Origin of the sequence: Pararhodobacter oceanensis (assembly GCF_003076755.1) — a bacterium.
Lineage (GTDB): Bacteria > Pseudomonadota > Alphaproteobacteria > Rhodobacterales > Rhodobacteraceae > Pararhodobacter > Pararhodobacter oceanensis.
This window is the reverse complement of the sequence record NZ_QDKM01000003.1, coordinates 113,379-138,257: the sequence shown is the minus strand read 5'-3', so window position 1 is coordinate 138,257 and position 24,879 is coordinate 113,379. Positions and strand designations below refer to the sequence as shown.

At 63.7% G+C, this 24,879-nt stretch carries 19 protein-coding genes; 2 read left to right on the top strand and 17 right to left on the bottom strand.

Features of this window, described 5'->3' with window-relative positions; all coding sequences use genetic code 11:
• Positions 1-12 precede the first annotated feature (12 nt).
• The 3 genes from DDE20_RS08190 to DDE20_RS08175 all read right to left on the bottom strand — a co-directional run bounded on the left by DDE20_RS08190 (position 13) and on the right by DDE20_RS08175 (position 3,698).
• On the bottom strand, positions 13-1,050 hold the full coding sequence (locus tag DDE20_RS08190; RefSeq protein ID WP_116558000.1) for a rod shape-determining protein: 1,038 nt from the start codon (positions 1,048-1,050) through the stop codon (positions 13-15).
• 252 nt (positions 1,051-1,302) lie between these two features.
• Positions 1,303-2,871 (bottom strand): 2-isopropylmalate synthase, encoded by a 1,569-nt coding sequence (locus DDE20_RS08185; protein ID WP_116557999.1) that lies wholly within the window; start codon positions 2,869-2,871, stop codon positions 1,303-1,305.
• Positions 2,872-3,095: 224 nt separating this feature from the next.
• Positions 3,096-3,698 carry an acyl-CoA thioesterase gene (locus tag DDE20_RS08175; protein WP_116557997.1) on the bottom strand — a complete coding sequence of 201 codons (603 nt, stop codon included), beginning with the start codon at positions 3,696-3,698 and terminating at the stop codon, positions 3,096-3,098.
• Between the two features lie 305 nt (positions 3,699-4,003).
• On the opposite strand from DDE20_RS08175, the gene trhA reads away from it, so the two are divergent.
• Positions 4,004-4,687, top strand: a complete 684-nt coding sequence (gene trhA, locus DDE20_RS08170) for a PAQR family membrane homeostasis protein TrhA (RefSeq protein WP_240607928.1) — start codon at positions 4,004-4,006, stop codon at positions 4,685-4,687.
• 8 nt (positions 4,688-4,695) lie between these two features.
• Here the strand turns inward: trhA and recQ are convergent, their stop codons facing one another.
• From recQ to DDE20_RS08105, 13 genes are all read right to left on the bottom strand, one after another.
• Entirely contained in the window at positions 4,696-6,735 is a 2,040-nt protein-coding gene (recQ, locus tag DDE20_RS08165; protein ID WP_116558346.1) for a DNA helicase RecQ, read from the bottom strand.
• A gap of 40 nt (positions 6,736-6,775) precedes the next feature.
• On the bottom strand, positions 6,776-7,063 hold the full coding sequence (locus tag DDE20_RS08160) for a YggT family protein (RefSeq protein WP_116557996.1): 288 nt from the start codon (positions 7,061-7,063) through the stop codon (positions 6,776-6,778).
• Between the two features lie 94 nt (positions 7,064-7,157).
• Positions 7,158-9,443, bottom strand: coding sequence for a response regulator (locus DDE20_RS08155; RefSeq protein ID WP_116558345.1), 2,286 nt, complete (start codon positions 9,441-9,443; stop codon positions 7,158-7,160).
• 149 nt (positions 9,444-9,592) lie between these two features.
• Entirely contained in the window at positions 9,593-10,768 is a 1,176-nt protein-coding gene (locus DDE20_RS08150; protein WP_116557995.1) for an acetyl-CoA C-acyltransferase family protein, read from the bottom strand.
• A gap of 225 nt (positions 10,769-10,993) precedes the next feature.
• Positions 10,994-12,079, bottom strand: a complete 1,086-nt coding sequence (locus DDE20_RS08145) for a CaiB/BaiF CoA transferase family protein (protein ID WP_116557994.1) — start codon at positions 12,077-12,079, stop codon at positions 10,994-10,996.
• On the bottom strand, positions 12,073-12,834 hold the full coding sequence (locus tag DDE20_RS08140) for a glycerophosphodiester phosphodiesterase family protein (RefSeq protein WP_116557993.1): 762 nt from the start codon (positions 12,832-12,834) through the stop codon (positions 12,073-12,075). The genes DDE20_RS08145 and DDE20_RS08140 overlap by 7 nt, the downstream gene beginning before the upstream one ends.
• 65 nt (positions 12,835-12,899) lie before the next feature.
• A complete protein-coding gene (locus DDE20_RS08135) occupies positions 12,900-14,123 on the bottom strand; it encodes a glycosyltransferase family 87 protein (RefSeq protein ID WP_116557992.1) in 1,224 nt (407 codons plus the stop codon).
• Between the two features lie 541 nt (positions 14,124-14,664).
• The gene (gene era, locus DDE20_RS08130) at positions 14,665-15,576 is read right to left on the bottom strand and encodes a GTPase Era (protein WP_116557991.1); all 912 of its coding nucleotides are present in this window, start codon (positions 15,574-15,576) and stop codon (positions 14,665-14,667) included.
• 82 nt (positions 15,577-15,658) lie between these two features.
• Positions 15,659-16,537 carry a DMT family transporter gene (locus DDE20_RS08125; RefSeq protein ID WP_116557990.1) on the bottom strand — a complete coding sequence of 293 codons (879 nt, stop codon included), beginning with the start codon at positions 16,535-16,537 and terminating at the stop codon, positions 15,659-15,661.
• Positions 16,534-17,241, bottom strand: coding sequence for a ribonuclease III (gene rnc / locus DDE20_RS08120; protein ID WP_116557989.1), 708 nt, complete (start codon positions 17,239-17,241; stop codon positions 16,534-16,536). The genes DDE20_RS08125 and rnc overlap by 4 nt, the downstream gene beginning before the upstream one ends.
• Positions 17,241-18,032: a signal peptidase I gene (gene lepB / locus DDE20_RS08115; RefSeq protein ID WP_116557988.1), complete on the bottom strand. Its 792-nt coding sequence runs from the start codon at positions 18,030-18,032 to the stop codon at positions 17,241-17,243. The genes rnc and lepB overlap by 1 nt, the downstream gene beginning before the upstream one ends.
• 462 nt (positions 18,033-18,494) lie before the next feature.
• Complete coding sequence (locus tag DDE20_RS08110; RefSeq protein WP_116557987.1) at positions 18,495-19,124, bottom strand: 3-oxoacid CoA-transferase subunit B; 630 nt, start codon at positions 19,122-19,124, stop codon at positions 18,495-18,497.
• Between the two features lie 3 nt (positions 19,125-19,127).
• The gene (locus DDE20_RS08105; RefSeq protein ID WP_116557986.1) at positions 19,128-19,841 is read right to left on the bottom strand and encodes a CoA transferase subunit A; all 714 of its coding nucleotides are present in this window, start codon (positions 19,839-19,841) and stop codon (positions 19,128-19,130) included.
• 135 nt (positions 19,842-19,976) lie between these two features.
• On the opposite strand from DDE20_RS08105, the gene DDE20_RS08100 reads away from it, so the two are divergent.
• Positions 19,977-21,863 carry a phospholipase D-like domain-containing protein gene (locus DDE20_RS08100; protein ID WP_165814461.1) on the top strand — a complete coding sequence of 629 codons (1,887 nt, stop codon included), beginning with the start codon at positions 19,977-19,979 and terminating at the stop codon, positions 21,861-21,863.
• 34 nt (positions 21,864-21,897) lie between these two features.
• Here DDE20_RS08100 and topA read toward each other — a convergent pair whose 3' ends face one another.
• A complete protein-coding gene (gene topA / locus DDE20_RS08095; protein ID WP_116557984.1) occupies positions 21,898-24,711 on the bottom strand; it encodes a type I DNA topoisomerase in 2,814 nt (937 codons plus the stop codon).
• Positions 24,712-24,879 lie beyond the last annotated feature (168 nt).

Sequence of the window (24,879 nt, the reverse complement as noted above, 5' to 3'; positions counted from 1 at the left end):
CCGACCTTAGGGTCAGCTTTCGTAATCGATGGCGTGGCGCAATTGCTTCTCGTATTCCAGCGCCTTGCCGGTTCCCAGCGCGACACAGTTCAGCGACTGGTCGGCGACGGTGATGATCAATCCGGTCTGCTCGCGCAGGGCCAGATCCAGATCGCCGAGCAACGCGCCGCCGCCGGTCAGCATCACGCCGCGGTCAACGATATCGGCGGCGAGATCCGGCGGCGTGGTTTCGAGCGCGATCATCACCGCTTCGCAGATCGTCTGCACGGTTTCTGACAGCGCCTCGGCAACCTGGCCTTGGGTGATCTCGATTTCCTTGGGCACGCCGTTCAACAGGTCGCGGCCACGGATCTGCATCACCTTGCCGCGCCCGTCGTCGGGCATGCGGGCGGTGCCGATGGTGGTTTTGATGCGTTCTGCGGTGGCCTCACCGATCAGCAGGTTCTGGTGACGGCGCAGATAGGAGATGATCGCCTCATCCATGCGGTCGCCACCGACGCGCACCGAACGCGCATAGACGATGTCGCCCAGCGAGAGCACCGCAACCTCGGTGGTACCGCCGCCGATATCGACGACCATCGAGCCGGTCGGATCAGTGATCGGCATGCCGGCGCCAATTGCGGCGGCGATGGGCTCCGAGATCAGACCCGCACGGCGCGCACCGGCCGACAGCACCGACTGGCGAATCGCGCGTTTCTCTACCGGAGTGGCGCCGAAGGGCACGCAGACGATGACCTTGGGCTTCGAGAAGGTCGTGCGCCGGTGCACCTTGCGGATGAAATGTTTGATCATCTCTTCGGCAACGTCGAAATCGGCAATCACCCCGTCACGCATCGGACGAATCGCCTCGATGCTGCCAGGGGTGCGCCCGAGCATCAGCTTGGCATCCTCGCCCACTGCAAGCACTTGTTTGCGCCCGTCTTTGACGTGATAGGCCACCACCGACGGCTCGTTCAAAATGATACCGCGACTTTTGACATAGACCAGCGTGTTGGCGGTCCCAAGGTCGATTGCCATGTCTGATGAGAACAGGCCGGTAAGTCCGAACATTTTGAGGCTTTCCAGTGAATGGCATGCCAACCCCCGCAGAATGCGGGGGCGGTTTGCGCTCTTATATGCCTGCCGAGCCAGTGCCGTAAAGGCCCGTCATCCTGACCATCGGCGCTATTCTGCCCAGCCCGCCGTCACGTCTGGGTCATCAGGCGGAGGAGGACTGATCCGGTGTTTGCCAAAACCGCAGGCGGCAGGGGTGAATTGCGGCGGGGCGCGCAGGGCGCTCCCGCCTGGGTGGCTGTGGCAGGATTATGATTCGCCTGCCGATTGCATCAGCGCCGCGTTGCTGGTCCGGCCTTGGCCCGCGTGCAACCGGTTGAGCGCGTTGACATAGGCTTTCGCCGAGGCGACCACGGTGTCGATATCCGCCGATTGGCCGGAATAGACCCGCCCGTCCAGCGTCAGCCGCACCGAGACCGTGGCCTGCGCATCGGTGCCTTCGGTGACGGCCTGCACCTGATAGAGGTCCAATTTCGCGCCATGCGGATAGAGCATCTTGATCGCGTTGAACACCGCATCCACCGGCCCGCCGCCGGTGGCGTCGATGGTCGCAGGGGTGCCGTCGATTTCCAGCGTCAACTCGGCCTCTTGCGGGCCCTCGGTGCCGCAGACCACGCGCAGTTTCGAGACTTTCAGATGGTCATCACCGCCGGTGCCAGCGCTGCTGGCGACCAGCGCGACCAGATCCTCGTCATAGACCTCTTTCTTGCGGTCGGCCAAAGCCTTGAAGCGCACGAAGACGTCCTTGAGTTGGTTGTCACCCAGCTCGAACCCCAGTTCGGCCAGTTTCGCCCGCAGCGCGGCGCGGCCAGAATGCTTGCCCAGTGCGATATTCTTGGCGAACAGCCCGATATCCTCGGGGCGCATGATCTCGAAGGTCTGCACGTTTTTCAGCACACCGTCCTGATGGATGCCGGATTCGTGCAGGAAGGCGTTCTTGCCGACCACCGCCTTGTTGAACTGCACCGGAAAGCCGGAAACCTGACTGACGCGGCGGCTCAGATGCATGATCTTGGTGGTGTCGATGCCGGTCTGATAGGGCATGATATCGTTGCGCACCTTCAGCGCCATCACTACTTCTTCCAGCGCGGTATTGCCAGCGCGCTCGCCCAAGCCGTTGATTGTGCACTCGATTTGCCGCGCGCCTGCCTCGACAGCGGCCAGCGCATTGGCGGTCGCCATGCCCAGATCATTGTGGCAATGGGTGGCAAAGATGATTTCGTCGGCCCCCGGCACCCGCTCGAGCAGCATGCGGATCAACTCGGCGGATTCGCGCGGTGCGGTGTAGCCGACGGTGTCGGGGATGTTGATCGTGGTGGCACCAGCCTTGATTGCGGTTTCGACCACACGGCAGAGGTAATCATGCTCGGTGCGGGTGGCATCCATCGGCGACCATTGCACGTCACCGCAGAGATTGCGTGCGTGGCTGACCGTGGTCTGGATCTTGGCGATCATCTCGTCCTGGGTCAGCGCGGTGATATCGCGGTGCAGGGGCGAGGTGCCGATAAAGGTGTGAATGCGCGGTTTTTCGGCGTGTTTGACCGCCTCCCAGCAGCGGTCAATGTCATTGGTGCTGGCCCGCGCCAAACCGCAGATTACCGAATGCTTGCTCTGCGCGGCGATTTGCGAGACCGCCTCGAAGTCACCATCCGAGGCGATCGGGAAACCGGCTTCGATGATGTCGACGCCCATCTCGTCAAGCAGCGCCGCGATTTCCAGCTTTTCCTCGTGGCTCATGGTCGCGCCGGGGGATTGCTCGCCATCGCGCAGGGTCGTGTCGAAAATCAGAACCTGGTTCTGTTCACTGGTGTCTGTCATGGTTTTTCTCATGGATTATAGGGGTCTAAGCGGTGTGCAAAGGGCGCTGGCTACCTCTGAGCGGTCGCGCCCGAGGGCACGCTCAGAGGCCGCTAAGAAGCAGCAGACCGCGCAGGCAGGCACCTTCAGCGACAAAGGCCGGCTGAATTCGAGAGCAAATATGGGTGCTTTGGCGTTCCATGCCCGCGACTATACGGAGGCATGACGAAAAGAAAAGGCCGAAATTACCCGCGACCGGCGATTTTGGGGGCAGTTTGGGGGTCGGTTCGCGGGGCGGCGGGAGTGGCGGGGCTGGCCACCTGCATCGGTGGCCAGGGGCGTTGCGCTTCGGCCTCGATCCAGGCTTGCACCCAATCGGGCAGCTCAGGACTGGGCTGATCGCCGTAACCCATCGCCGAGATCAGCCGCTGCGGCGCCACGATCCCCTTGGCATCGGTGGTCGCCAGCCTCAGGAGCACATGGTTGAGCGCCTCGCCGCCCCGCCACATCGATTGCTGCATATAGAGAAACCGGTGATCCCAGCCGATCAGTGCGCTATGGGTCTCGAAGCGCTGGAACATGCGCACGCGGCGGCGGTAGCGCGGGGTGGATCCGGCGACGGTCATGCCCCAGCGGTTGTCGCGCATCGGCGCAATCATCCCCAGCCGCAGCGACCACGGAATGCGCCCCAGATCATAGAGCGTCAGGGTGCGGCCGTTGTTCAGCTCCATCCACGGGTCCAGATCCCACGGCCAGCAGATATGCCGCGAGACATGGGTCTCGAACAGCCCGAGCTTGCTGCGATCAAGGCAGATCCGCTCTTTGATCAGGCGAAAAATCGGATACATCGCGAACCCCTTTCCCGACGGCTGGTGAAAGGGCAGTTGGTGAATGGGTTAAACATGCGCGTCAAGCGGGCACGTGGGGTCACGGCGGCGCGACGCGGGTGGTGCAGGGCTGGCAGGTTTCCGCGATGTGACGGAAAGTTTCCCTAGCGTCCGCGTTGCCCAACCCCGGTGGCGGGCCTAAGTTATCAGGCAGCCGATTGCGCTGACGCAGCGCATCGGCCAGACTGCTGCGGCGGGGATTTGCGCGGATTGCCAGATGGACCGGTTTGCGACAGAAATAGAGACACCGACGGCTTGAGGAATTGATGACCAGTGACGCGGTGAACGACATGCTGAGAACGGCCTATTCGCGGGCCGAGAAAATCTCTGACGCGGTGGTGCATATCACCGGGCTGACGCTGGTGCTGATGGCGGTGCCGGTGTTGATCGTGCTGACCGCGCTGTATCGTGGCGATTGGGCCTCGGTCACCGGCGTGACGATCTACGGCGTGGCGCTGGTGGCGATGATCCTGTTTTCCGCGCTATATAACATCGGCGAGACGTCGGGATTGGGCAGCGCCAAGGAATGGCTGCTGCGCCGCCTTGATCATTCGGCGATCTATCTGAAAATCGCCGGCACCTATACGCCGTTTACCCTGCTGTCGGGCCACGGGTTTGCGCTGACCGTGGGGGTCTGGGCGGCGGCTTTGGCGGGGATCAGCCTGAAAATCGTCTCGCCCGAGCGGTTCAAGATCGCCGCGCTGGCGCTCTATCTCGGGATGGGCTGGGCTGGCGTGGTGGCGGGCGGATCGCTATTCGCCGCGCTGCCGATGCCGGTTCTGGTGCTGATGGTGGTCGGCGGCTTGCTCTATACGCTGGGCGTGGTGTTCTACCTGTGGAAGCGCCTGCCGTTCCATTACACGATCTGGCATGTCTTTGTTTTGGCAGCAAGTTTCGTGTTCTACGCGGCGGTTTTGGTGTTTGTCTTCACCGCGCCGCCGGTGGTCTGACGCCGCTTTTACCCGTCGGAAATTACCTGCAGGAATGCATTGCCGAACCTTTCGGCGGCTTTATCGCCGATCAGGCGGGTCAGTGCGACACCATCCTGCGGGCGGCGGTCGGCGAGCCGCGCGCGTTGCGCAGTGGTCAGCGACATCGGCTTGAGCGTGCCGCATGCGCCGCGCGCCAGAGATTGCTCGACCTCGAACAGCCGGTCATAAAGCGTGCCGCCGCCCTTGGCCGCCAGTTTCAGCCGCGCGGGGTGTTCCGGCACCTCGTCATGGCCCGAAATCACCGCCAGAAAACTGCTGCCATAGCGTTCCAATTTGGTGGCGCCGACGCCGGTGATCTTGGCGAAATCATCCAAAGTGGCGGGGCGGGTCTCGGCCATCTCGATCAGGCTGCGGTCGTTGAAAATCACATAGGGCGGCACTTTCGCGGCCTGCGCCAGCGCACGGCGGTGGGCCTTGAGCGCCGAGAGCATCGGCGCGTCGTCATCTGAGACCAGCGCTTTCGGCTCGGCGCGGGTGGCGCTGGTTTGCATGGTGTCGGCGCGAAATTCGATCGAGGATTCGCCGCGCAGCAGCGGGCGCGCGCCCTCGGTCATCCGTAGCGCGCCGAAACGGTCGGGATCGGGGCGGACCAGATCGCGGCCCATCATCTGCCGGAACACCGCCTGCCAGGCATTGCGCTTCAACTCTTTGCCGACGGCGAAGGTGGGCAGTTGGTCATGACCGCGCTGGCGGACTTTCTCGGTCGGATTGCCGGTGAGAATGTCGATCAGATGGTTGGTGCCGAAACTTTCGCCGGTGCGCAGCATCGCCGAGAGCGCCTTGCGCACGGGCTCGGTCGCGTCAAACAGTTTCGCCGGCGTCTCGCAGAGGTCGCAATTGCCGCAGGGCTCGGAGACCTCACCGAAATAGGCCAGCAACATGCGGCGGCGGCAGGCGGTGGCATCGGCCAGCCCCAAAAGCGCATTGAGCCGCCCGTGATCGGCCTCGCGGCGCTCCCACGGGGCGTTGGATTCGTCGATCTGCGCGCGCCGCAGGCGGATGTCATCAGGACCAAAGAGGGTCAGCGTGTCGGCGGGCAGACCGTCGCGCCCACCGCGGCCGATTTCCTGATAATAGGCTTCGATGGATTTGGGCAGATCGGCATGGGCGACCCAGCGCACATCGGGTTTATCGACGCCCATGCCGAAGGCGACGGTGGCGCAGACGATCAAGCCCTCTTCGGTCTGAAACAGGCCTTCGACCTTGCGCCGCTCCCAATCCTCGAGCCCGCCGTGATAGGCGCGTGCCTCGTGACCGGCCTCCGACAGCGCGGCGGCGAGGGTTTCGGTGCGTTTGCGGGTGGCGCAATAGACGATGCCCGACTGCCCGCGCCGCGATGCGGCAAAGCCGAGGATCTGCTTGCGCGGGCTGTCCTTGACCGCAAAGGCCAGCCGGATATTGGGCCGGTCAAAGCCGCGCAGGAAATTCTCGGGCTCACGACCGGCAAACAGGCGCTCGGCGATCTCATGGCGGGTGGCGGCGTCGGCGGTGGCGGTGAAGGCGGCCAAGGGCACATCGAGGGCTTGGCGCAGCTCACCGATGCGCAGGTAATCGGGGCGGAAATCATGGCCCCAAGCGCTGACGCAATGCGCCTCATCCACCGCGATCAGGCTGCAACCGGCGTTGCGCAACATCTGCATCGCGGCGCCCGAGGACAGCCGTTCGGGCGCTATATACAGAAGTTTCAACCGGTTGTCGTTGAGCGCGTCAAAGATCGCGTCGTTTTCCTCGGGCGTGTTGCCCGAGGTCAGCGAGGCCGCCGCGACGCCTGCCTGTTGCAGCGCGCCGACCTGATCGCGCATCAAGGCAATCAGCGGCGAGATCACCACGGTGAGCCCGTCGCGGACCAAGGCCGGAAGCTGGTAGCACAGCGATTTGCCGCCGCCGGTCGGCATGATCGCCAGCACGTCACGGCCATTGATCACCGCGCGCACGATGTCTTCCTGACCGGGGCGGAACTCGGCAAAGCCGAACACCCGCGACAGGAGTTCGCGGGCTTTTGGCATCGTCTCGGCCAGCGGATCCTCGGCGGTGGTGGACACGGTGTTAAATGAAGGCCGAGATATTATTGGTGATCACGATGCGCAGCGCATAGATCGCCAAGAGCACGATCAGGGGCGCCAGATCCAGCCCGCCCATATCGGGCAGAAAGTTGCGGATGCGCGAATAGACCGGATCCAGCAGCCGGTTCAGCCCGTCCCAGATCTGCGCGACCAAGGGCTGGCGCAGGTTGAGCACCTGAAAGTTGATCAGCCATGACAGCACGATATGCACAATGACGATCCACCAGATCACATTAAGGATGAGGAAAAGGATCTGGATGATCGACAGCATGGCGGCTCCGGCGTGATGAGGAAAGGCGAAGGGTATCTCATCTCTCAGGTAATGGGCGCGCGCCGCAAGAGCAAGAGCGACCTCGCGGATCGGGCTATATTGGCCGGGCCGGGGCGGATCTGGCGGGGGGTGCCAGTGCTCCGACCGCGGCTTTTTTGACCGGATGTAGCGGGCAGACATCGGCGGGCTGATAGCGGTGGATCATGTCCCACAAGAGCGGTTTCTTCAGCGGTTTGGTCAGCACGTGATCAAGACCGGCGGCGAGAATATCCTCACGATCGCCGCTCATCGCATGGGCGGTCAGCGCGACAATCGGCAGATGAGCGCCGCCGGGCAGTTGGCGGATGGCGCGGGTCGCCTCGCGCCCGTCCATTTCGGGCATCGAGATATCCATGAACACCAGATCGGGCTTGCCGGATTTGAAACATTCAATCGCCTGTAGCCCGTTTTCGGCAAAGGCGATGTCGATGGCCAGCCCCTCGACCATTTTCGAAAACACCAGCCGGTTGGTTTTATTGTCCTCGGCGCAGAGAATGCGCATCGGGCGCCCGTCACCGCGCACCAGTTGCGGCGCGCAGGGCTGCGGCGCGGTTCGCAGGTCGGGCGGTGTCGGGTTCGAGAGCATTTGCAACTGGCGCACAAGATCATGGCGCAGCAGCGGTTTTTGCAAAATCGCGGTGAGATCGGGCAGCGCCTCATGGTCACGCAGCAACGAAGGGCTGGAACTGAGCAGGATCACCGGCAGCACGACACCGGCGCGGCGCAATGCCAGCGTCAGTTCCAGCCCGTCAATCCCCGGCATCTGGTGATCGGTGATCAGAAGGTCGAAAAGGGGGGCATCGCGGGTTGCATCGTGGGCGGTGGTGAGCAGGGCGAGCGCCTCTTCACCGCTGGTGCAGTGGGTCACGTTCAGACCCTGCGAGGTTAACTGCCGGTCCAGAATCGTGCGGTTGATCACATTGTCATCGGCAACCAGAACGCGGCGGAGTTTCACCGGATCAATGCGGATTTGCGGCGCGTCCTCGGCCAGTGTCAGGGTCACGGTAAAGCCGAAACAGGTGCCCTTATTGACCTCGCTTTCCACCCAGATCTGCCCGCCCATCAATTCGATCAAGCGTTTGGTGATCGCCAGCCCCAGACCGGTGCCCTCGAACTTGCGGTTGGACTGGGTCTCGACCTGCGCGAAGTCGCCAAAGACATCACCGATATTCTCGGGCGCGATGCCGATGCCGGTGTCCTCAACCGTGACATTGAGCTGCTGGCGCCCGTTCTCGGCCTCAAACCCGACGACGCGGATCAAGACATGGCCGCGCTGGGTGAATTTGACCGCGTTGCCGATCAGATTGGTCAGAATCTGCCGCATGCGTCCGGGGTCGGCCATGAATCGCGTCGGCAGGAACAGATCATAATCGAGATGCAGGTCGATAGAGCGATTGCGCGCACCCGCTTGCAAGAGGATCAGCACCTCATGAATGCAGCGTTCCAGATCGAAAGGCTCAGGGTGCAGGGTGAGTTTCTCGGCCTCGATCTTGGAGAAATCGAGCACGTCGTTGATGATGCCCAGCAAGGCCTCGCCCGAGGAGCGGATGGTTTCGGCATAGAGCCGTTGTTCGTCGCTCAGGGGGGTGTCGCACAGGAGTTCCGACATGCCGACGACACCATTCATCGGGGTGCGGATTTCATGGCTCATATTGGCCAGAAACGAGGATTTCGCGCGGTTCGCGGCCTCGGCGTGGCGGCGCGCTTCTTCCAGTTCCTTGGCGTGGAGCTGCGCCTCGGTGACATCGCGCACAAGGCTGACGATATCGCCGCCACGCGCCCGGCGGTCGAGAAGCTGCGCGGTATCGCCACGGGCGAAATTCAGCACCAAGGGCGGGATCGGATCCTGATCCCAGCGCGCGACCATCGCATCGATCCAGACCTCGGGCGCGGTGTCGGGGTCAAGCAGCGCGCGCCCGTCATAGGCCAGAATTTCCAGAATGCGCCGGTAGGGCACGCCGGGCTGCACCTCGGCATAGCCGCTGAACAGGTTGAGATAGGATTGATTGGCGACGATCAGCTCATGGTGGCGATTGAACACCGCAAAGCCGTCGCGCAGGGTGTTGATCGAATCCCACAGCCGCCGCTCGGCCATATCGGCGGTGCGATGCGCGTTCTCGGCATCCTCACGGGCGCGCGATTGCAGGTTTTGCACTTCTGCCGCGCGCTGCGCATCCTCAAGCGCGGTCGAGCGGCCTTGCAGGCGCAGGCTTTGCACTTCGCGGCGCGCGGCATCTAGCTGTGCCAGCGCCTTGTCCAGCTCCCGCGTGCGGTGGTCGAGTTGTCGTTCGGCGATCAACCGGTTCCTGCGCTCTGCAGTCAGCTTGTCAAACATCGTCATTGCCACATGCACCATGAAGGGTAACGGGCCATCATGAGAGACGGGCCATTCATTAATCTGCGGGCCGGCACTGCTGCCAGCCCGCACAGAATCGCTGCAAGGAGTGAAGACCTGCTTAATCGCAGGGGATTTTTCGAATATTTTTTGACTTACAGGCGTTCGATGGCCAAAGCGATGCCCTGACCGCCGCCGATACACATGGTGATCAACCCGAATTTGCCGCCCGTGCGCTCGAGTTCATAGAGCGCTTTGACGGTGACAATCGCGCCGGTGGCGCCGACCGGATGGCCCAAAGCAATCGCGCCGCCGTTCGGGTTGACCTTGGCAGAGTCGAGGCCGAGCGCCTTATTGACCGCCAGCGCCTGCGCGGCAAAGGCCTCGTTGCTCTCGATCACGTCGAAATCGGTGGGCTGCATGCCGATGCGGCGGCAGAGCATTTCCACCGCCGGGATCGGGCCGACACCCATCACCTCGGGGCGGACACCGGCGACGGCATAGCCCAGAATGCGCGCGCGCGGGGTCAGACCGGCGGCTTTGGCGGCATCCGCGCGGGCCAGCACGAGAGCGGCGGCACCGTCATTGATGCCGCTGGCATTGCCCGCAGTCACCGAGCCGTCTTTCTGGAATGCCGGACGCAGGCCCGCGAGTTTCTCCAGCGAGGTCGATTTTGGGTGTTCGTCGGTGTCGAATACCACCTCGCCCTTGCGGGATTTCATGGTGAAGGGTGCGATTTGCTCCTTGAACCGGCCCTCGGCGATGGCCTCCGCGGCGCGGGTCTGGCTCTCCAGCGCAAAGGCGTCTTGCTCTTCGCGGGTGATCTCATGCTCGCTGGCGACATTCTCGGCGGTCACACCCATATGGCCGGTGCCAAAGGGGCAGGTGAGCGCGCCGAGCATCATATCCTGCGCCGTCGCATCGCCCATCTTCTGGCCCCAACGCGCGCTGGGCACGATATAGGGCGACCGGCTCATCGCCTCGGCCCCGCCAGCGACGCCGAAATCCGCATCCCCCAGCGCCAGCGCCTGCACCACCGAGACAATCGCCTGCGCGCCCGAACCGCAGAGCCGGTTGACGTTCATCGCCGGTGCGCTGTCGGGAATGCCCGCCTGCATCGCGGCAACGCGCGAGATATACATATCGCGGGGTTCGGTGTTGATCACATGGCCGAAGACCACGGTGCCGATCTGCTCAGGGGTGACCTGCGCGCGTTCAAGGGCGGCTTTGGTGACATGGGTGGCGATCTCGGAGACCGGCGTATTGGCCAGCGCGCCGCCGAAGGTGCCAATCGCGGTGCGTGCGCCGCTGAGGATTACAATCTCGTCCATATCCGTCCCTTTGATTTGCGTCTTTCTGGCGCCGGATACTAGCGGCGATCTTTGGGCAGGGAAAGCGCTGCGTCGCGGCGAATTGGGTGAGGGGGGGCGGCGCTTGGGGGCATCGAGCCCCCGCACGCCGCATGGGGTGGCCCCATACGCCACCAAGGGGGTTTTCCACCCCCTTGGAGACCCCCGAGGATATTTATCGACAGATGACGGGGGCAGTGTTGCGGGTCAGGCGAGGCCGAGGTCGGCGAGGATGTCGGCGCGGTGCTGGTCGCGGCTGGGGGCTGGATTGGGCGTGGCGATATGGCCGTCAAAGCGCGGGGCGGCACGGGGTTGCAGCACGCCCTCGGTCTGCACCCATGTCTGGCGGGCGGCGAGATGCGGGTCATTGGCGGCTTCCTTGGGCGAGAGCACCGGCGCGACGCAGGCATCGGAGCCCGCGAAGAGCGCCGTCCAATGATCGCGCGACTGACAGGCAAAGAGCGCGGTCAGGCGGGCACTGGCTTTGGGCCATGTGGCAGGGTCCATCTGGCGGGCGAAATCGAGGTCGTTGGTCAAATCAAGGAGCGCCAGAAACGCGGCGTAGAACCTCGGCTCGAGACATTGCACCGAGAGGAAACCGCCGTCGGCGCATTGATAGCTGCGTGACCAATGCGGGCCGTCGAGGAGGCTTTCACCACGGGTGGTTTGAAACAACCCGCCCGCTTGCAGCGACATCAGAAGCGCCATCATATGCGCCGAGCCATCGACAATCGCGGCGTCGACCACGGTGCCAGTGCCGCTGCGTGCGGCGTTGAGCAGACCCGCCAGAATGCCGGCGACCAGATAGAGCGCGCCGCCACCTATATCGCCGAGCAGCGTCGGCGGGGTGAAGGGGGGCTCGCCGGGCGGTGAGGCATACCAAAGCGCGCCCGAAAGCGCGATATAGTTGAGGTCATGGCCCGCCTCTCTGGCGCGCGGGCCGTCCTGCCCCCAGCCGGTCATACGCCCGTAGACCAGCTTGGGATTGAGCGCGTGGCACTCAGTCGGGCCCAGCGACAGGCGCTCCATCACACCGGGGCGGAAGCCTTCAATCAGCGCATCGGCGCGGCGGATCAGCGCCTCGAGCACCACCCGGTCCTCGGCGGATTTGAGATCAAGCGCGATGGTGCGTTTGCCGCGATCCAACAGGTTGCGCGGTGGCAGGCCGGGCAGGGGCGGGCCTTCGGGGCGCTGCACGCAGATCACCTCGGCGCCGAGATCGGCGAGCATCATCGCGGCGAAAGGGCCGGGGCCGAGGCCTTCGATTTCAACGATACGGGTGCCGGTCAGCATGAAGGCCCTTTCCATTGGTTGCGTTCGATCAGCACTTGTTTGAGCAGGCTTGGGCGGTCGGACATGATCCCGTCGACGCCGATATCGAGAAGTTGGTGCATCTGCGGTGCCTCGTCGACGGTCCAGACCTGCACCAGAATGCCGTGGCGGTGGGCGGTCTCGACAAAGCGGCGGGTGACCAGCGGGATGCCGCGCCATCTGGGCGGCACTTGCACCACCGGGAAACCGCCGCTGCGCAGGGGAATGCGCCAGCTTTTGAGCCATAGACCAGCAACGCCAAGATGCGCGGGCGACCAGCACAGGCCCTCGCCGAGCAACTGCTGCAAGCGACGGGTGCGGGCGGGGTTGAAGCTGCCGGTGCCGATGCGTGGCAGAGCGCCGGTGCGGGTGACGAGACGGGCGAAGGGCGCGATGACGGCGTCGGATTTGGTCTCGATATTGAGATGCGTCTCGGGGTGTTCCTCAAGCAGATCAGCCAGGCGCGGGATTTCGGCGCCGCCATGGGTGCGGACCTGCGCGAGTTCGGCATAGGTGAGATCGGCAATCGCGCGCGGATCGCCGGTCATCCGCTGCAGGGTCGGGTCGTGGTGGATCATCACCTCGCCGTCCTTGGTGGCGTGGACGTCCAGCTCGATATGCGAATAGCCCAGCCCGATGGCATGGGCAAAGGCGGGCATGGTGTTTTCCTCGGCCTCGAGCGAGCCGCCGCGATGGGCAATCGCCAAGGGGCGCGGGTGATCAAGGAACGGATGCATCGGCGTATTTTGCAGGGAAACGCGGCTATGTCGAGGGATCCGCGCCGCTGTGCCCGTTCCTGCCGTCAGGTCATCTTGGGGCGGCGCAGGATGCGAAACAGCAATGCGAGGACCAGCAGATAGGCGATAGCGCCATAGGAGAAGGTCGCGCGGGCATTGGCGGCACGGGTGGCTTCGGGCAGGTCAATACCGGCAATCGCGTGGATCATCCCCCAGCCGCCGGCGACCCAGATCAGCGCCAGCAGCACGGCGCGGTCGAACCATGTGCTGCGCGCGCGCAGATCCGGCGCGATCAGGGCCAGCCCGATGCCGGTGACCACCATATCGTAGTCGTAAAGATAGGGGCTGACCAAGGCGGAGGTCAAACAGGCCATGGCGAGGGTCTGGTGGAGCGGCAGGCCGCGGCGCACGGCGAGGGCGATGGCGGCGCAGGCGGCGATCCCGATGGTGGCCTGTGCGGCAAGCGCGAGGTTGGGGGCGAGGCCCGCGGTATGGAGGGCAGCATAGAGTGAGGTCATGCGAAACAGCGGGTAGAAGCCGGTGCGCAGCGCCTCGCCGGCTTGGCGCACACCGGCGAGGAATGCCGCCCAGATCTCGGGGCCCAGCACCCATGTGGCAAGCGCCGAGGAGGCCAGCGCAATGCCGATGGCCAGCGCCAGCACCCGCCAACGGGCCGCGGCCAGCGCGTGAATGCCCAGCCCAATGCCGAGATGCGGTTTGAGCACCAAGAGCCCCAGTGGCCAGCCCGCCAAGGCGCGGCGGTGGTTTTGGGTGGCGCATGTGGCGAGCACGAAGAGACCCATCAGGGCGCCGGTCAGAAAGGCGTTCTGGCCGATGGTGACGGTGACATAGATTGGCGGTGCGAGGGCGATCAGGATCCAGACGAACTCGCGCCCGGCGAGGCGCGCCAAGACCCATAGATAGGCGGCGAGGGTGAGGCCGGTGAACAGCCCGTAAGACAGGCCGCGCGGCAAGCCGGGCAACAGCATCGCAAGGAGATCGAATTGCGGTGGATAGGTCCAGGGCATGAAGCCTTCACGGGCGACCAGCGTGCGCTGGATCCGGGCCATGGCGGCGGAATCGTAGGCCTCGGCGGCGCGGCCCTCCCACGCGAGTTGGCCGACGATATAGAAGGCGTCGAAATCGACCAGCAGGTTATGCGCGCCGAGCACGGGCACGAGATTGGCCAATTGCACGATGACGGCGAAGAAGACCGCGATGATCAGGCCGGTGAGTAGCCGCGCCGCGAGGGAGGCTTTGGGGGCAGGGGGCGGGGTTTGAGCCGGCATTTATGGGGCGAAATCTCCGAAGGGGTGGGCTGTCGGTGGACGCCAGCCGGCGACGCGGTGCGGGCAGGGTAAGCGGTAGGGGGCGGGGGTGGCAATATGGGAATGGCAGAAAGGTGAAGCGGGTGTTGCGGTTGCTGGCTGGGGCGTGTGGTTTGAGATTATGACGTTACCGAGCGAGGAGGGGTTTTCGGTCACCACCGTTCAACCGTCGCGCCCGTGGGAACCACGGGCCGCGCCCGACCCTCCCCATGGGAGGGCGCACTGGTGATGTCATTCACAGCCCAAGCGAAATTGATGCTTTAAAGCGCACGCATTGTAGCAAGGTTTCGGGCGCCCACCCAGGGTCGGGCGCGGCCCTTTGCGCTTGGCGGTAAGGGTTTTCTGCAAATCAGCACATATGTCAGGCGGTTTTGCGACGTCGCTGATGCTTCGTCGGGCGCGGCACTTTGTGCTGGAGCTGTGGGGGCAGCCGAGTGAAGGGGCGTTGCCCCCTCTTCGCTGTGCGAATTCACCCCCAGGATATTTAGGGCATAAAGTGGGGTCAGGCGTTGCCGTCTTTGAAGTTCAGGCCCATCTCGTCATAGCGCTCGCTGTCTTCGAGCCAGTTCTCGCGGACTTTGACCTGCAAGAACAGATGCACAGTGCGGCCGAGAAACTCGCCGATCTCGGCGCGGGCGGACTGGCTGATGCCTTTGATCGTCTCGCCTTTGTTGCCAAGCACGATGCCCTTATGGCCGTCGCGGGCGACATAGATCATCTGGTCGATGCGCACCGAGCCGTCCTTGCGTTCTTCCCAGCCCTCGGTCTCGACGGTGAGCTGGTAGGGGAGTTCCTGATGCAGGCGCAGGGTGCATTTCTCGCGGGTCATCTCGGCAGTGATCATCCGCAGCGGCAGATCTGCGATCTGGTCCTCGGGATAGAGCCACGGGCCCTCGGGCAGGCTCTGGCCGAGCCATTGGCGCAGCTTGTCGGTGCCATGACCTTTCTCGGCGGAGATCAGGAAGGTCTCAATGAACGGATAGGCGTCATTCATCTGTTTGGTCAGATCAAGCAGCACCTGCGCCTTGACGCGGTCGATCTTGTTGATCGCCAGCGCGACCTTCTGGTTCGGGGTGACCCGCTCGCGCAGGGTCTCGAGGATCGCGCGCACGCCCTCGGTGATGCCGCGATGCGCCTCGATCAGCAGCACGATGATCTCGGCATCGGCTGCCCCGCCCCAAGCCGCCGCAACCATTGCACGGTCGAGCCGCCGACGCGGGCGGAACAGGCCGGGCGTGTCGACGAAGACGATCTGCGCCTCGCCATCGAGCGCAATACCGCGGATCCGCGTGCGGGTAGTTTGCACCTTATGCGTCACAATCGACACTTTTGCCCCGACCATCCGGTTGAGCAGCGTCGATTTTCCGGCGTTGGGTTCTCCGATCAGGGCGACGAAGCCCGCGCGAGTGGTCATGGAGTATATCCTTTGTTGTCGCAGCGGCCTTATACCATCCTTGGCGCTTGTGCCATATGGGGTATGCGGTGTTGCGAGTCTGTCAGCCGGATTTGGGGCGGCTGCGTGACAGGGTGAACAGCCCGCTGCCGACGATCAGCGCTGAGCCGATCAGCATCACCGCATCGGGGCGCTCGCCAAACAGGGTGACGGCGATGATCATCGCAAACAACAGCCGCGTATAGCGAAACGGGGTGACGGCGCTGACATCGCCGGTGCGCATCGCGGCGGTGAGCGCGGAATAGGCGAGCACTCCGGCGATACCGGCGCCCACCAACAGCAGTGCATCACGCGGGGCGGGCAGGGCGATGGGCGTCTGGCTGACCGCCTGCACCAGCAGACCGGCAATGATGATCACCGCAAAGCCCAAAGTGCCCAGTTGGGCGTTGGTGACCGAGGGTTTCGAGACCCGCGTGGCCAGATCGCGACCGGCGAAACCGATGGTGGCGAGGATCGCAAAGAGCGCGGTGGCCTCGATCATATTGCCCGAGGGACGCAGCACCAAGAGCACGCCGATGAAACCCACGGCAATCGCGGTCCAGCGCCGCCAGCCGACGCGCTCGCCAAGCACGAACACCGCGCCGACGGTGACCACGAGGGGCGCGGCCTGCAAGATCGCCGAGGTCGCGGCGAGACCGGCGAAGGCCAGTGCGAGGGCGAAAAACAGCCGTCCGGCCAGTTCGAACGCTGAGCGCACCACGAGCCCGCGCGAGATGCCGCCGGTGGGCCATGCGCCCTCACCGCGCATCCGCGCGACCACGGCGAAGATCACCATGCCGGTGGCGCCAAAGATCACCAGCACGAGGGCTGGCGGCAGGTTGAGAGTGGCGGCTTTGAACAGCGCGTCTTCCACGGCAAAAGCCGCCATCGCGGCGACCATGAACAGGGCGCCACGGTGGTTCGCGTCTTTCAACAGGCTCATGATCCGGTCTCGACGCGCGCCAATAGCGCTTTGGCCGCGGCCTGTTCGGCCATGCGTTTCGATCCGGCGCTGGCCCGCGCACTGCGGCCATCGGTGACCCGCGCCTCGATGGTGAAGACCGGCGCATGCGGCGGGCCGGAACGCTCGATTTCGACATAGTCGGGGGGCGGATTGCCCTGTGCCTGCGCCCATTCCTGCAACGCGGTTTTCGCGTCGCGGGCGTCTTGTTCGACGCCGTCGATGCGTTGTTTCCAGTGGTGCAGGATCAGGCTGCGCACCGCGTCCAGACCGCCATCGAGATAGACCGCCGCCAGAACCGCCTCCATCGCGTCGCCCAATAGCGCGTTCTTGCGGCGTCCGCCCGATAGCATCTCGGAGCGACCGAGCCGCAAGACCGCGCCCAGATCCATCTGGCGGGCGATATCGGCGCAGGTTTCCTTGCGCACCAAGGCGTTGTAACGCGGCGCCAATTGGCCTTCGGTGGCTTTTTTGTCGGCGGAAAACAGCGCCTCCGAGATCACCAGCCCGAGCACGCGGTCGCCGAGAAACTCCAGCCGCTGGTTGTGCGGGCGGGTGATCGAGCCCGCTGACGCATGGGTCAGTGCGCGGATCAGGAGTTCGGGGCGTTGAAACTCATGGCCGAGACGCGCCGCAAAGGCTTTCATCTCGGCAGAGAGTTTTGTGGCCTCGGCGCGCCGAACCATCACTCACCCAAAGGATGGAAGAACCGGTCGGAACGCCAGGTCCAGAACGCCAGCATCGAGCGACCGGCGGAGGAGAACATCACCCGGTCGGCGCGGCCGATCAGGTTCTCGAAGGGCACAAAGCCGACGCCGCCAGCGTTCTGGCCAAAGCGCGAATCCACCGAATTGTCGCGGTTGTCACCGATGAAGAAGAAATGCCCCTCGGGGACGGTGAACACCGGCGTGTTGTCGGCAAACCCGTTGTCCTCGATGTTCAGCACCGGATAGCTGACGCCATTGGGCAGGGTCTCGATGGCGCGCGATTTGATGCAATCGCCGCCCGAGCCCACAGGCCCGTTTTCGCAGCGCGGACGCTGACCGGCGCCGCCTTGCGGGGCGTATTCCTCGATAAATTCGCCGCTGGCCACGCGCGGCACCGCCGTGTCATTGATATAAAGCACGCCTTCGCGCATCTGCACGCGGTCACCGGGCAGGCCGATCAAGCGTTTGATGTAATCCGTGCCCGCGACCGGATGGCGGAACACCACGATATCGCCGCGCTCGGGCTCGGAGGCGAAAATACGCCCCGAGATCGGGCAGATGGCAAAGGGGCAGGAATAGCGCGAATAGCCGTAGGCCATTTTGTTGACGAAGAGAAAATCGCCGATCAGCAGCGTCTCTTTCATCGAGCCCGAGGGGATCCAGAAGGGTTGGAAAAACAGCGTGCGGAACAGGCCCGCAATCACCAATGCCCAGAAAACCGTTTTGATGGTTTCCCAAATGCCGTCGGATTTACCCGTCGCAGTGCTCATGTCGGCTCCTGATCTGCCGCCGCAGTGAGGGGCGGCGTTATGGGGCGTTTCATGCGGCGGCAGGGCGCGGGTGTCAAGGTGAGGTTGCGGGCGGCGGGGTGTGGGGGCGATGGGTGTTGCAGTGGCGGGGGTGGGTTAGGGGTGAGTTTCGAGCAAAGGGAATGCCTGTAAACGCGGGCTTTTGACACGGGACGGCATCGGACTGGCCTATGATCCACTGTTTGGCACGGGCATCAGCCCGGGCCGCGCCCGACCCTCCCCCCGGGAGGGCGCACTGGTGATGTCACTTGCTGCTCAACCGACATCAGTGCTTTGACGCGCAGTGCATTGCCCAATCGGTGTATGCGCCCACCCAGGGTCGGGTGCGGCCCTTGTCGCGTCGACGCACAGATTGTGAAAACAATTAGGGGCAGCCCTGAGGCCGCCCCTTCACTTGACTCTAGCTTGCCGCAGCAAACCGGCTTAATTGACCAGCGTCGCTTCGGTGGCGGCGCGCAATTCGTCTTCGCTGACACCCTCGGCCAGTTCAACAATCTTCAGCCCGCCCTCGACCACATCGAGCACGCCCAGATTGGTGATGATCCGGTCGACCACCGCCTTGCCGGTCAGCGGCAGGGTGCATTCCTTGAGCACTTTCGACACGCCGTGTTTGTTGGCGTGGTCCATCACCACCACCACACGGCGGACACCGGCGACCAGATCCATCGCCCCGCCCATGCCTTTGACCAGCTTGCCGGGGATCATCCAGTTCGCCAGATCACCGTTCTCGGCCACTTCCATCGCGCCCAGAATCGCCATCGCGATCTTGCCGCCACGGATCATGCCAAAGCTCTGCGCCGAGTCGAAATACGAGGTCTGCGGCAGCTCGGTGATCGTCTGCTTGCCAGCGTTGATCAGATCGGGGTCCAGATTTTCCGCGGTCGGAAACGGGCCCATGCCGAGCATGCCGTTCTCGGACTGCAGGGTCACTTCGACGCCCTCGGGGATGTAGTTGGACACCAAGGTCGGGATGCCGATCCCGAGGTTCACATAGGTGCCGTCTTCCAGTTCCTGCGCCGCACGTGCGGCCATTTGGTTGCGATCCCAACCCATAGCTTAACCCTCCGAAATCGTGCGTTGCTCGATGCGCTTCTCGTGATCGCCCTGAATAAGGCGGTGCACATAGATGCCCGGCAGATGGATGTGATCAGGGTCCAGCGAGCCGGTGGGCACGATTTCCTCGACCTCGAGCACGCAGACCCGGCCACACATCGCGGCGGGCGGGTTGAAGTTGCGCGCGGTCTTGCGGAAGATCGCATTGCCGGTGGCATCGGCTTTCCAGGCTTTGACAATCGCCAGATCGGCGAAAATGCCCTTCTCCATAATATAGGTCTCGGCGGCGCCTTCGGGTCCGGTGGGGAAGTCCTTGTGCTCTTTGCCGTCCGCGATCACCGTGCCGACACCGGTTTTGGTGTAGAAGCCGGGAATGCCGGCACCGCCTGCGCGCATACGCTCGGCCAGAGTGCCCTGTGGGTTGAATTCAAGCCCCAGCTCACCGGCCAGATACTGGCGCATGAACTCGGCATTCTCGCCGACATAGGACGAGATCATCTTTTTCACCCGCCGCGTCTGCAGCAAAACACCCAGCCCGAAGTCGTCAACGCCCGCGTTATTGGACGCCACGGTCAGGTCTTTGGTGCCGATATCCCGAATTGCCGCGATCAGAAGTTCCGGAATGCCGCACAGGCCGAACCCCCCTGCCGCGATGGTCATTCCGTCGAACATAAGGCCGTCAAGGGCCTCGGCCGCGGAGCCATAGATTTTCTTCATAATGTCCCCCGTTTATCGATGCTCAACCTTGTGACGCGGCACTGCGGCGAAGTCAATCATCGCATCCGGCCTCTTGCGCATGGCCGTGGCCGCAGTATTCTTTGGCCCATGACAAGGGGTTGGACAGGGTTGTTGGTGGCTGCGCTGCTTGGGCTGACAGCCTGTGCGGGGGGCATCCGGCCAATCTCGGGCAGCCCGCCCGATGCGGTGACCCGCGGCGCATTCACCCCGCCCGCCCATGCCGAGCCGGTGCAGGCGTATCCGCAGGTCGGCGGTCGCCATGCGATGAATTATCTGGTGGTCAGCCGCGCAGGGCCCGCCGAAGGGCAGGATCTGTATTACTTCACCGGCCGCGAGGCGGGGGAGATTTCGATCAGTTTTCTCAACCGCGCGCGCTCGCGGATGACCCTGCGCGCCACCTGCGATGCGCGGGGATATGCGCGCCCCTCGACGCATCTGGCGACGCGTCCGGCATGGGTCGCGCCGGGGCAGACGATTTCCGTGGTCTTGGGCCCGCGCGAGCGTCATCGCACCTGGCTGGCGCTGGACCCTGCGGTGACCCGCTGCGATCTGACCGTCACGCCGGGCGGGGGCGCGCCCTATGTGCTCCGCCTGCGCCGTGAGGAGGTCTCGCGGCCCGAGTTGGCCCGTGTCGATGCCCGCCATCCCGGCTGTCAGATGCCCGCGACAGGTGACCCGCTGGCAAGCGCTTTTCTGGGCGGGGCGGGGCTGTCGATCACCTGTCCGCTGCCGCTGGGCGCGACGCGGATCCTGCCGGGCGGGGCCGAGTCGTTGAATGCCAAGGTCGAGGCGCTGACCGGTCGCCGCCTGCCTGCCGACCTGCTGGAACATGGCACGCCGGATATCCCGCTGGATTTCTCACGCGCGCCGCAGCTGGATCTGATCTATCTTAACTATCTGAACTTGAACGCGGATTTTGCGGGTGCCTTGATGGCGCGGATGCTGGCCTATCACGCCGCGCGGGGCACCATCGTGCGCATTCTGGTCGCCGATGTCTTCCTGACCGAGGCTGACCGGCGGCTGTTTGAAGGGCTGGCGGCGCGCTATCCGACGGTGCAATTGCAGCCCTTCCGCATGCCCGCCTCGGCGGCGCAGGGGTTTGAGGGGCAATTGGGGCGTCTGCACCGCACCACCCATGTCAAATTCTTCGCCACGCTGGCGCGCGATGCAGGGCGCTCACGGGTGATGATTGGCGGGCGCAACCTACATGAGGGGTATTTCTACGAGCTGCCGCGCGACCTCTCGGCCTTTCCCGAGTTGCACCAATATGACCCCGAAGAGGCGCGGGTGACTGGGGGCTTCACCTCTTATGATGACTTCGAGATCGAGCTGCGTTCGGACCGCGCGACCCATGGTGCGATCCAGCATATGGCGGCGCTTTGGCACCGTGATTTCGACAGCCAGAGGCCGCGCCCTGCCGGTCCCGTGCAGCAGGCCAGCGCGCAGGTCGAGGGGCGGTTGCGGCATTTCATTTCGGTGCCCTTTGCCGACGGTGCGGCGCAACTGCCCTATTACACCGGGTTGATTGACGCGGCGCAGCATTCCATCGAGATCGCGATCCCCTATCTGAATCTGCCACCCGAGATTTTCGCCGCATTGCAGCGTGCGCGGGCGCGCGGTGTCCGCGTCGAAGTGGTGACCACGGTGCGGGTGCGTGAGTTGGCCGATTACATGGTGTCGAATTTCAACCGGATGTTCGCCAATGACTTCGCCGATTGGGTGCATTTCATCGACTATGACCCGTTTCCGCGGCTGTTGCACAGCAAGCTGATCGTGATTGACGGTCGGTTAACGGTGGTTGCCTCAACGAACCTAAACCTGCGCAGTTTCCACCATGATATGGAGAACGGGCTGGTGATCATGGATCGCGGCGTGTCGCGGCAGATCACGGGTGTGATCCGTAGCTATGTCGCGCAGGGAACGCGCTATCCTTCGGGACAGGAGGTGCCGCGCTTGTTCCAGAGGCTGGCGCGGATCGGCTGGATCGCGCGGGCGTTCTAGCGGCCCGCGCGTCCTGAATTTAAGCGCCCAGAGGTTACTCGGCGCTGCCCTCGTCAGTGGCGGTGTCCTCGGCTTTCTTGGCCGCCGCTCTCTTTGCCGTGGCCGCTTTCGAACTCGAGGTTTTCGCGGTCGCCTTTTTGGCCGGAGCCTTCTTGGCGGCCGGTTTCTTCTCGGCAGTCGTCTTTGCCGCGGTCTTCTTGGCCGCCGGTTTTTTCGCTGCCGGTTTCTTGGCGGCGGCTTTCTTGGCGGCAGGCTTGCGCTTGGTCGCCGCTTTCGCCGCGATCAACTCCAGCGCCTGTTCCAGTGTCACCGCTTCGGGCTCGATCTCTTTGGGGATCGTGGCGTTGATCTTCTCCCATTTGACGTAGGGCCCGTAGCGACCGGGCATCACATTGATCGCCCCGCCATCGGGGTGATCGCCCAGTTCTTTCAACGGTTTAGCCGCTGCGCCACGACCACCGCGCGCGGCTTTCTCGGCCAGAAGTTCAACCGCGCGGTTCATCCCGATGGTGAAGACTTCCTCGACATCGGGCAGATTGGCATAGGTCTTATTGTGGCGCACATAGGGGCCAAAGCGCCCGATTGCGGATTCAATCGGCTCGCCGTCCTCGGGGTGCGTGCCAACCTGACGCGGCAGTGACAGGAGGGTCAGCGCGCGCTCAAGGTCGATGCTGTCGGTGGTCCAGGTTTTGGGCAGGCTGGCGCGCGGCGGTTTCTTGTTCTCTTCGGTGACTTTGCCGCGCTGCACATAGGGGCCGAAACGACCGTTGCGCAGGTAAATCCCCTCATCGGCGTCATAGCCCAGTAGCTTGCCGTCGCCGGAGAGTTCGGCGTCGCCTTCATCGCCCGAAAGGGGGCGCGTGTAGCGGCATTCGGGGTAGTTGTTGCAGCCGATAAAGGCCCCGCCAGAGCGCGCGGTTTTCAGGTTCAAACGACCGATCCCGCAGGTCGGGCAGACCTTGGGATCCGAGCCATCCTCACGCGGCGGGTAGAGGTGCGGCGAGAGAACTTCGTCAATCTTGTCAAGGACTTCGGTAATCCGCAGTTCCGAGGTTTCCTCGATCGCCGCGGAGAAATCGCGCCAGAAACGGGCCAGAACGTCCTTATAGTCACGCGCGCCCGCCGAAATATCGTCAAGCTGCGTTTCCATATCGGCGGTGAAATCATATTGCAGATAGCGGCCGAAATAATTGACCAAGAAGATCGTGACCAGACGGCCCTTATCCTCGGGGATCAGGCGGTTTTTGTCTTTGCGCACATAGCCGCGATCCTGAATCGTGGTGACGATCGAGGCATAGGTCGAGGGGCGGCCAATGCCCAGTTCTTCCATCCGTTTGACCATCGTCGCCTCGGTGTAGCGCGGCGGCGGCTGGGTGAAATGCTGCTGGCCCAAGATCGCGCCATCCAGCGACAAGAGCGCTCCGGCGGCGCGTTGCAGCGCATCGCTGGTGCTCTCCACCACGCTATCGGCAGCCTCGGGCGCGGCTTTGGCAAAATCGGCGGCGAGACTGTCCTTGGCTTTGGCCAGCGCGTCGCCCTGCGCAAGCTGCGGCAGGCGGCCATCGTCTTCGCTGTCGTCGTCGCGGCCTTCTTCATAGACTTTGAGGAAGCCGTCAAACAGCATCACCTGACCATTGGCGCGCAGGCCAACTTGGCCGTCCTTGCTGCCGATCTCGGCCACTGTGCGTTCCATCCGCGCGGCTTCCATCTGGCAGGCAATCGTGCGCTTCCAGATCAGGTCATAGAGACGGCGCTGGTCGCTATCGGTCAGGCGCAGCTTTTCGGTATCCGCCGACATATCGGTCGGGCGAATACATTCGTGGGCTTCCTGTGCATTTTTGGCTTTGTTCTTATAGATCCGCGGCGAGGCGGGCACATAGTCCTTGCCGAAACGCGTCTCGATCTCGGCGCGGGCGGCCTGCACTGCTTCGGGCGCCATGTCGATGCCGTCGGTCCGCATATAGGTGATATGGCCGGCCTCATAGAGCCGCTGCGCCGCCGACATTGCCTGTTTCGCACCCATGCCGAATTTGCGGCTGGCCTCTTGCTGCAGGGTCGAGGTCATGAAGGGCGCGGTCGGGTTGCGGCTGGCGGGTTTGGCCTCGACCGATTGCACGAAGAGATCGCGCGACGAGACCGCCTGCACCGCGAGTTCGGCGGATTCGGCGGTGGGCAGGTCGAATTTCTCAAGCCGCTTGCCGCCCATAGTGGTCAGTCGCGCGTTGAACTGTGCGCCGCGCGGGGTGGTGAGACCGGCGGCGACGCTCCAGTATTCCTGCGCGCGGAAGGCCTCGATCTCCATCTCGCGCTCGACGATCAGCCGCAGCACAACGGATTGCACACGGCCCGCCGATTTTGCGCCGGGCAGTTTGCGCCAGAGCACCGGCGAGAGGTTGAAGCCCACAAGATAGTCCAGAGCGCGGCGGGCGAGATAGGCGCGCACCAGTTCCATATCGACGTCGCGCGGGTTGGCCATCGCCTCGGTAACGGCGGTTTTGGTGATTGCGTTGAACACCACGCGTTTGACCGGCGTGTCCTTTTTGATCGCTTTCGACTTCAGCAGGGCCTCGGTCAGATGCCATGAAATCGCCTCGCCCTCGCGGTCGGGGTCAGTCGCGAGGATCAGGTCGTTGTCGGCTTTGAGCGCATCGGTGATCGCGCGCAGATGCTTTTTGCTATCTGTCGCGACCTCCCATTTCATCTCGAAATCATTTTCGGTATCGACCGATCCATCCTTGGGCGGAAGGTCACGGACATGCCCGAAAGAGGCCAGAACCGTGTAGTTGTCGCCAAGATATTTGTTGATTGTTTTGGCCTTAGCCGGGGACTCGACGACTACTACTGCCATTTAAACCTCTGAATTTACACACCCTTTGGCACAAAAGCGCGCGACTTTGGGGGATTGTTGCGCGGCATAGATGGGGGCGAAGGGGGGGTGTTGTCAATCTGGAGGCTGTGCAGAAAGGCGTCAGCATTGGTCAAAAGCGGCTTTTGGGGTGCGGCAAAAGCGGCAGTT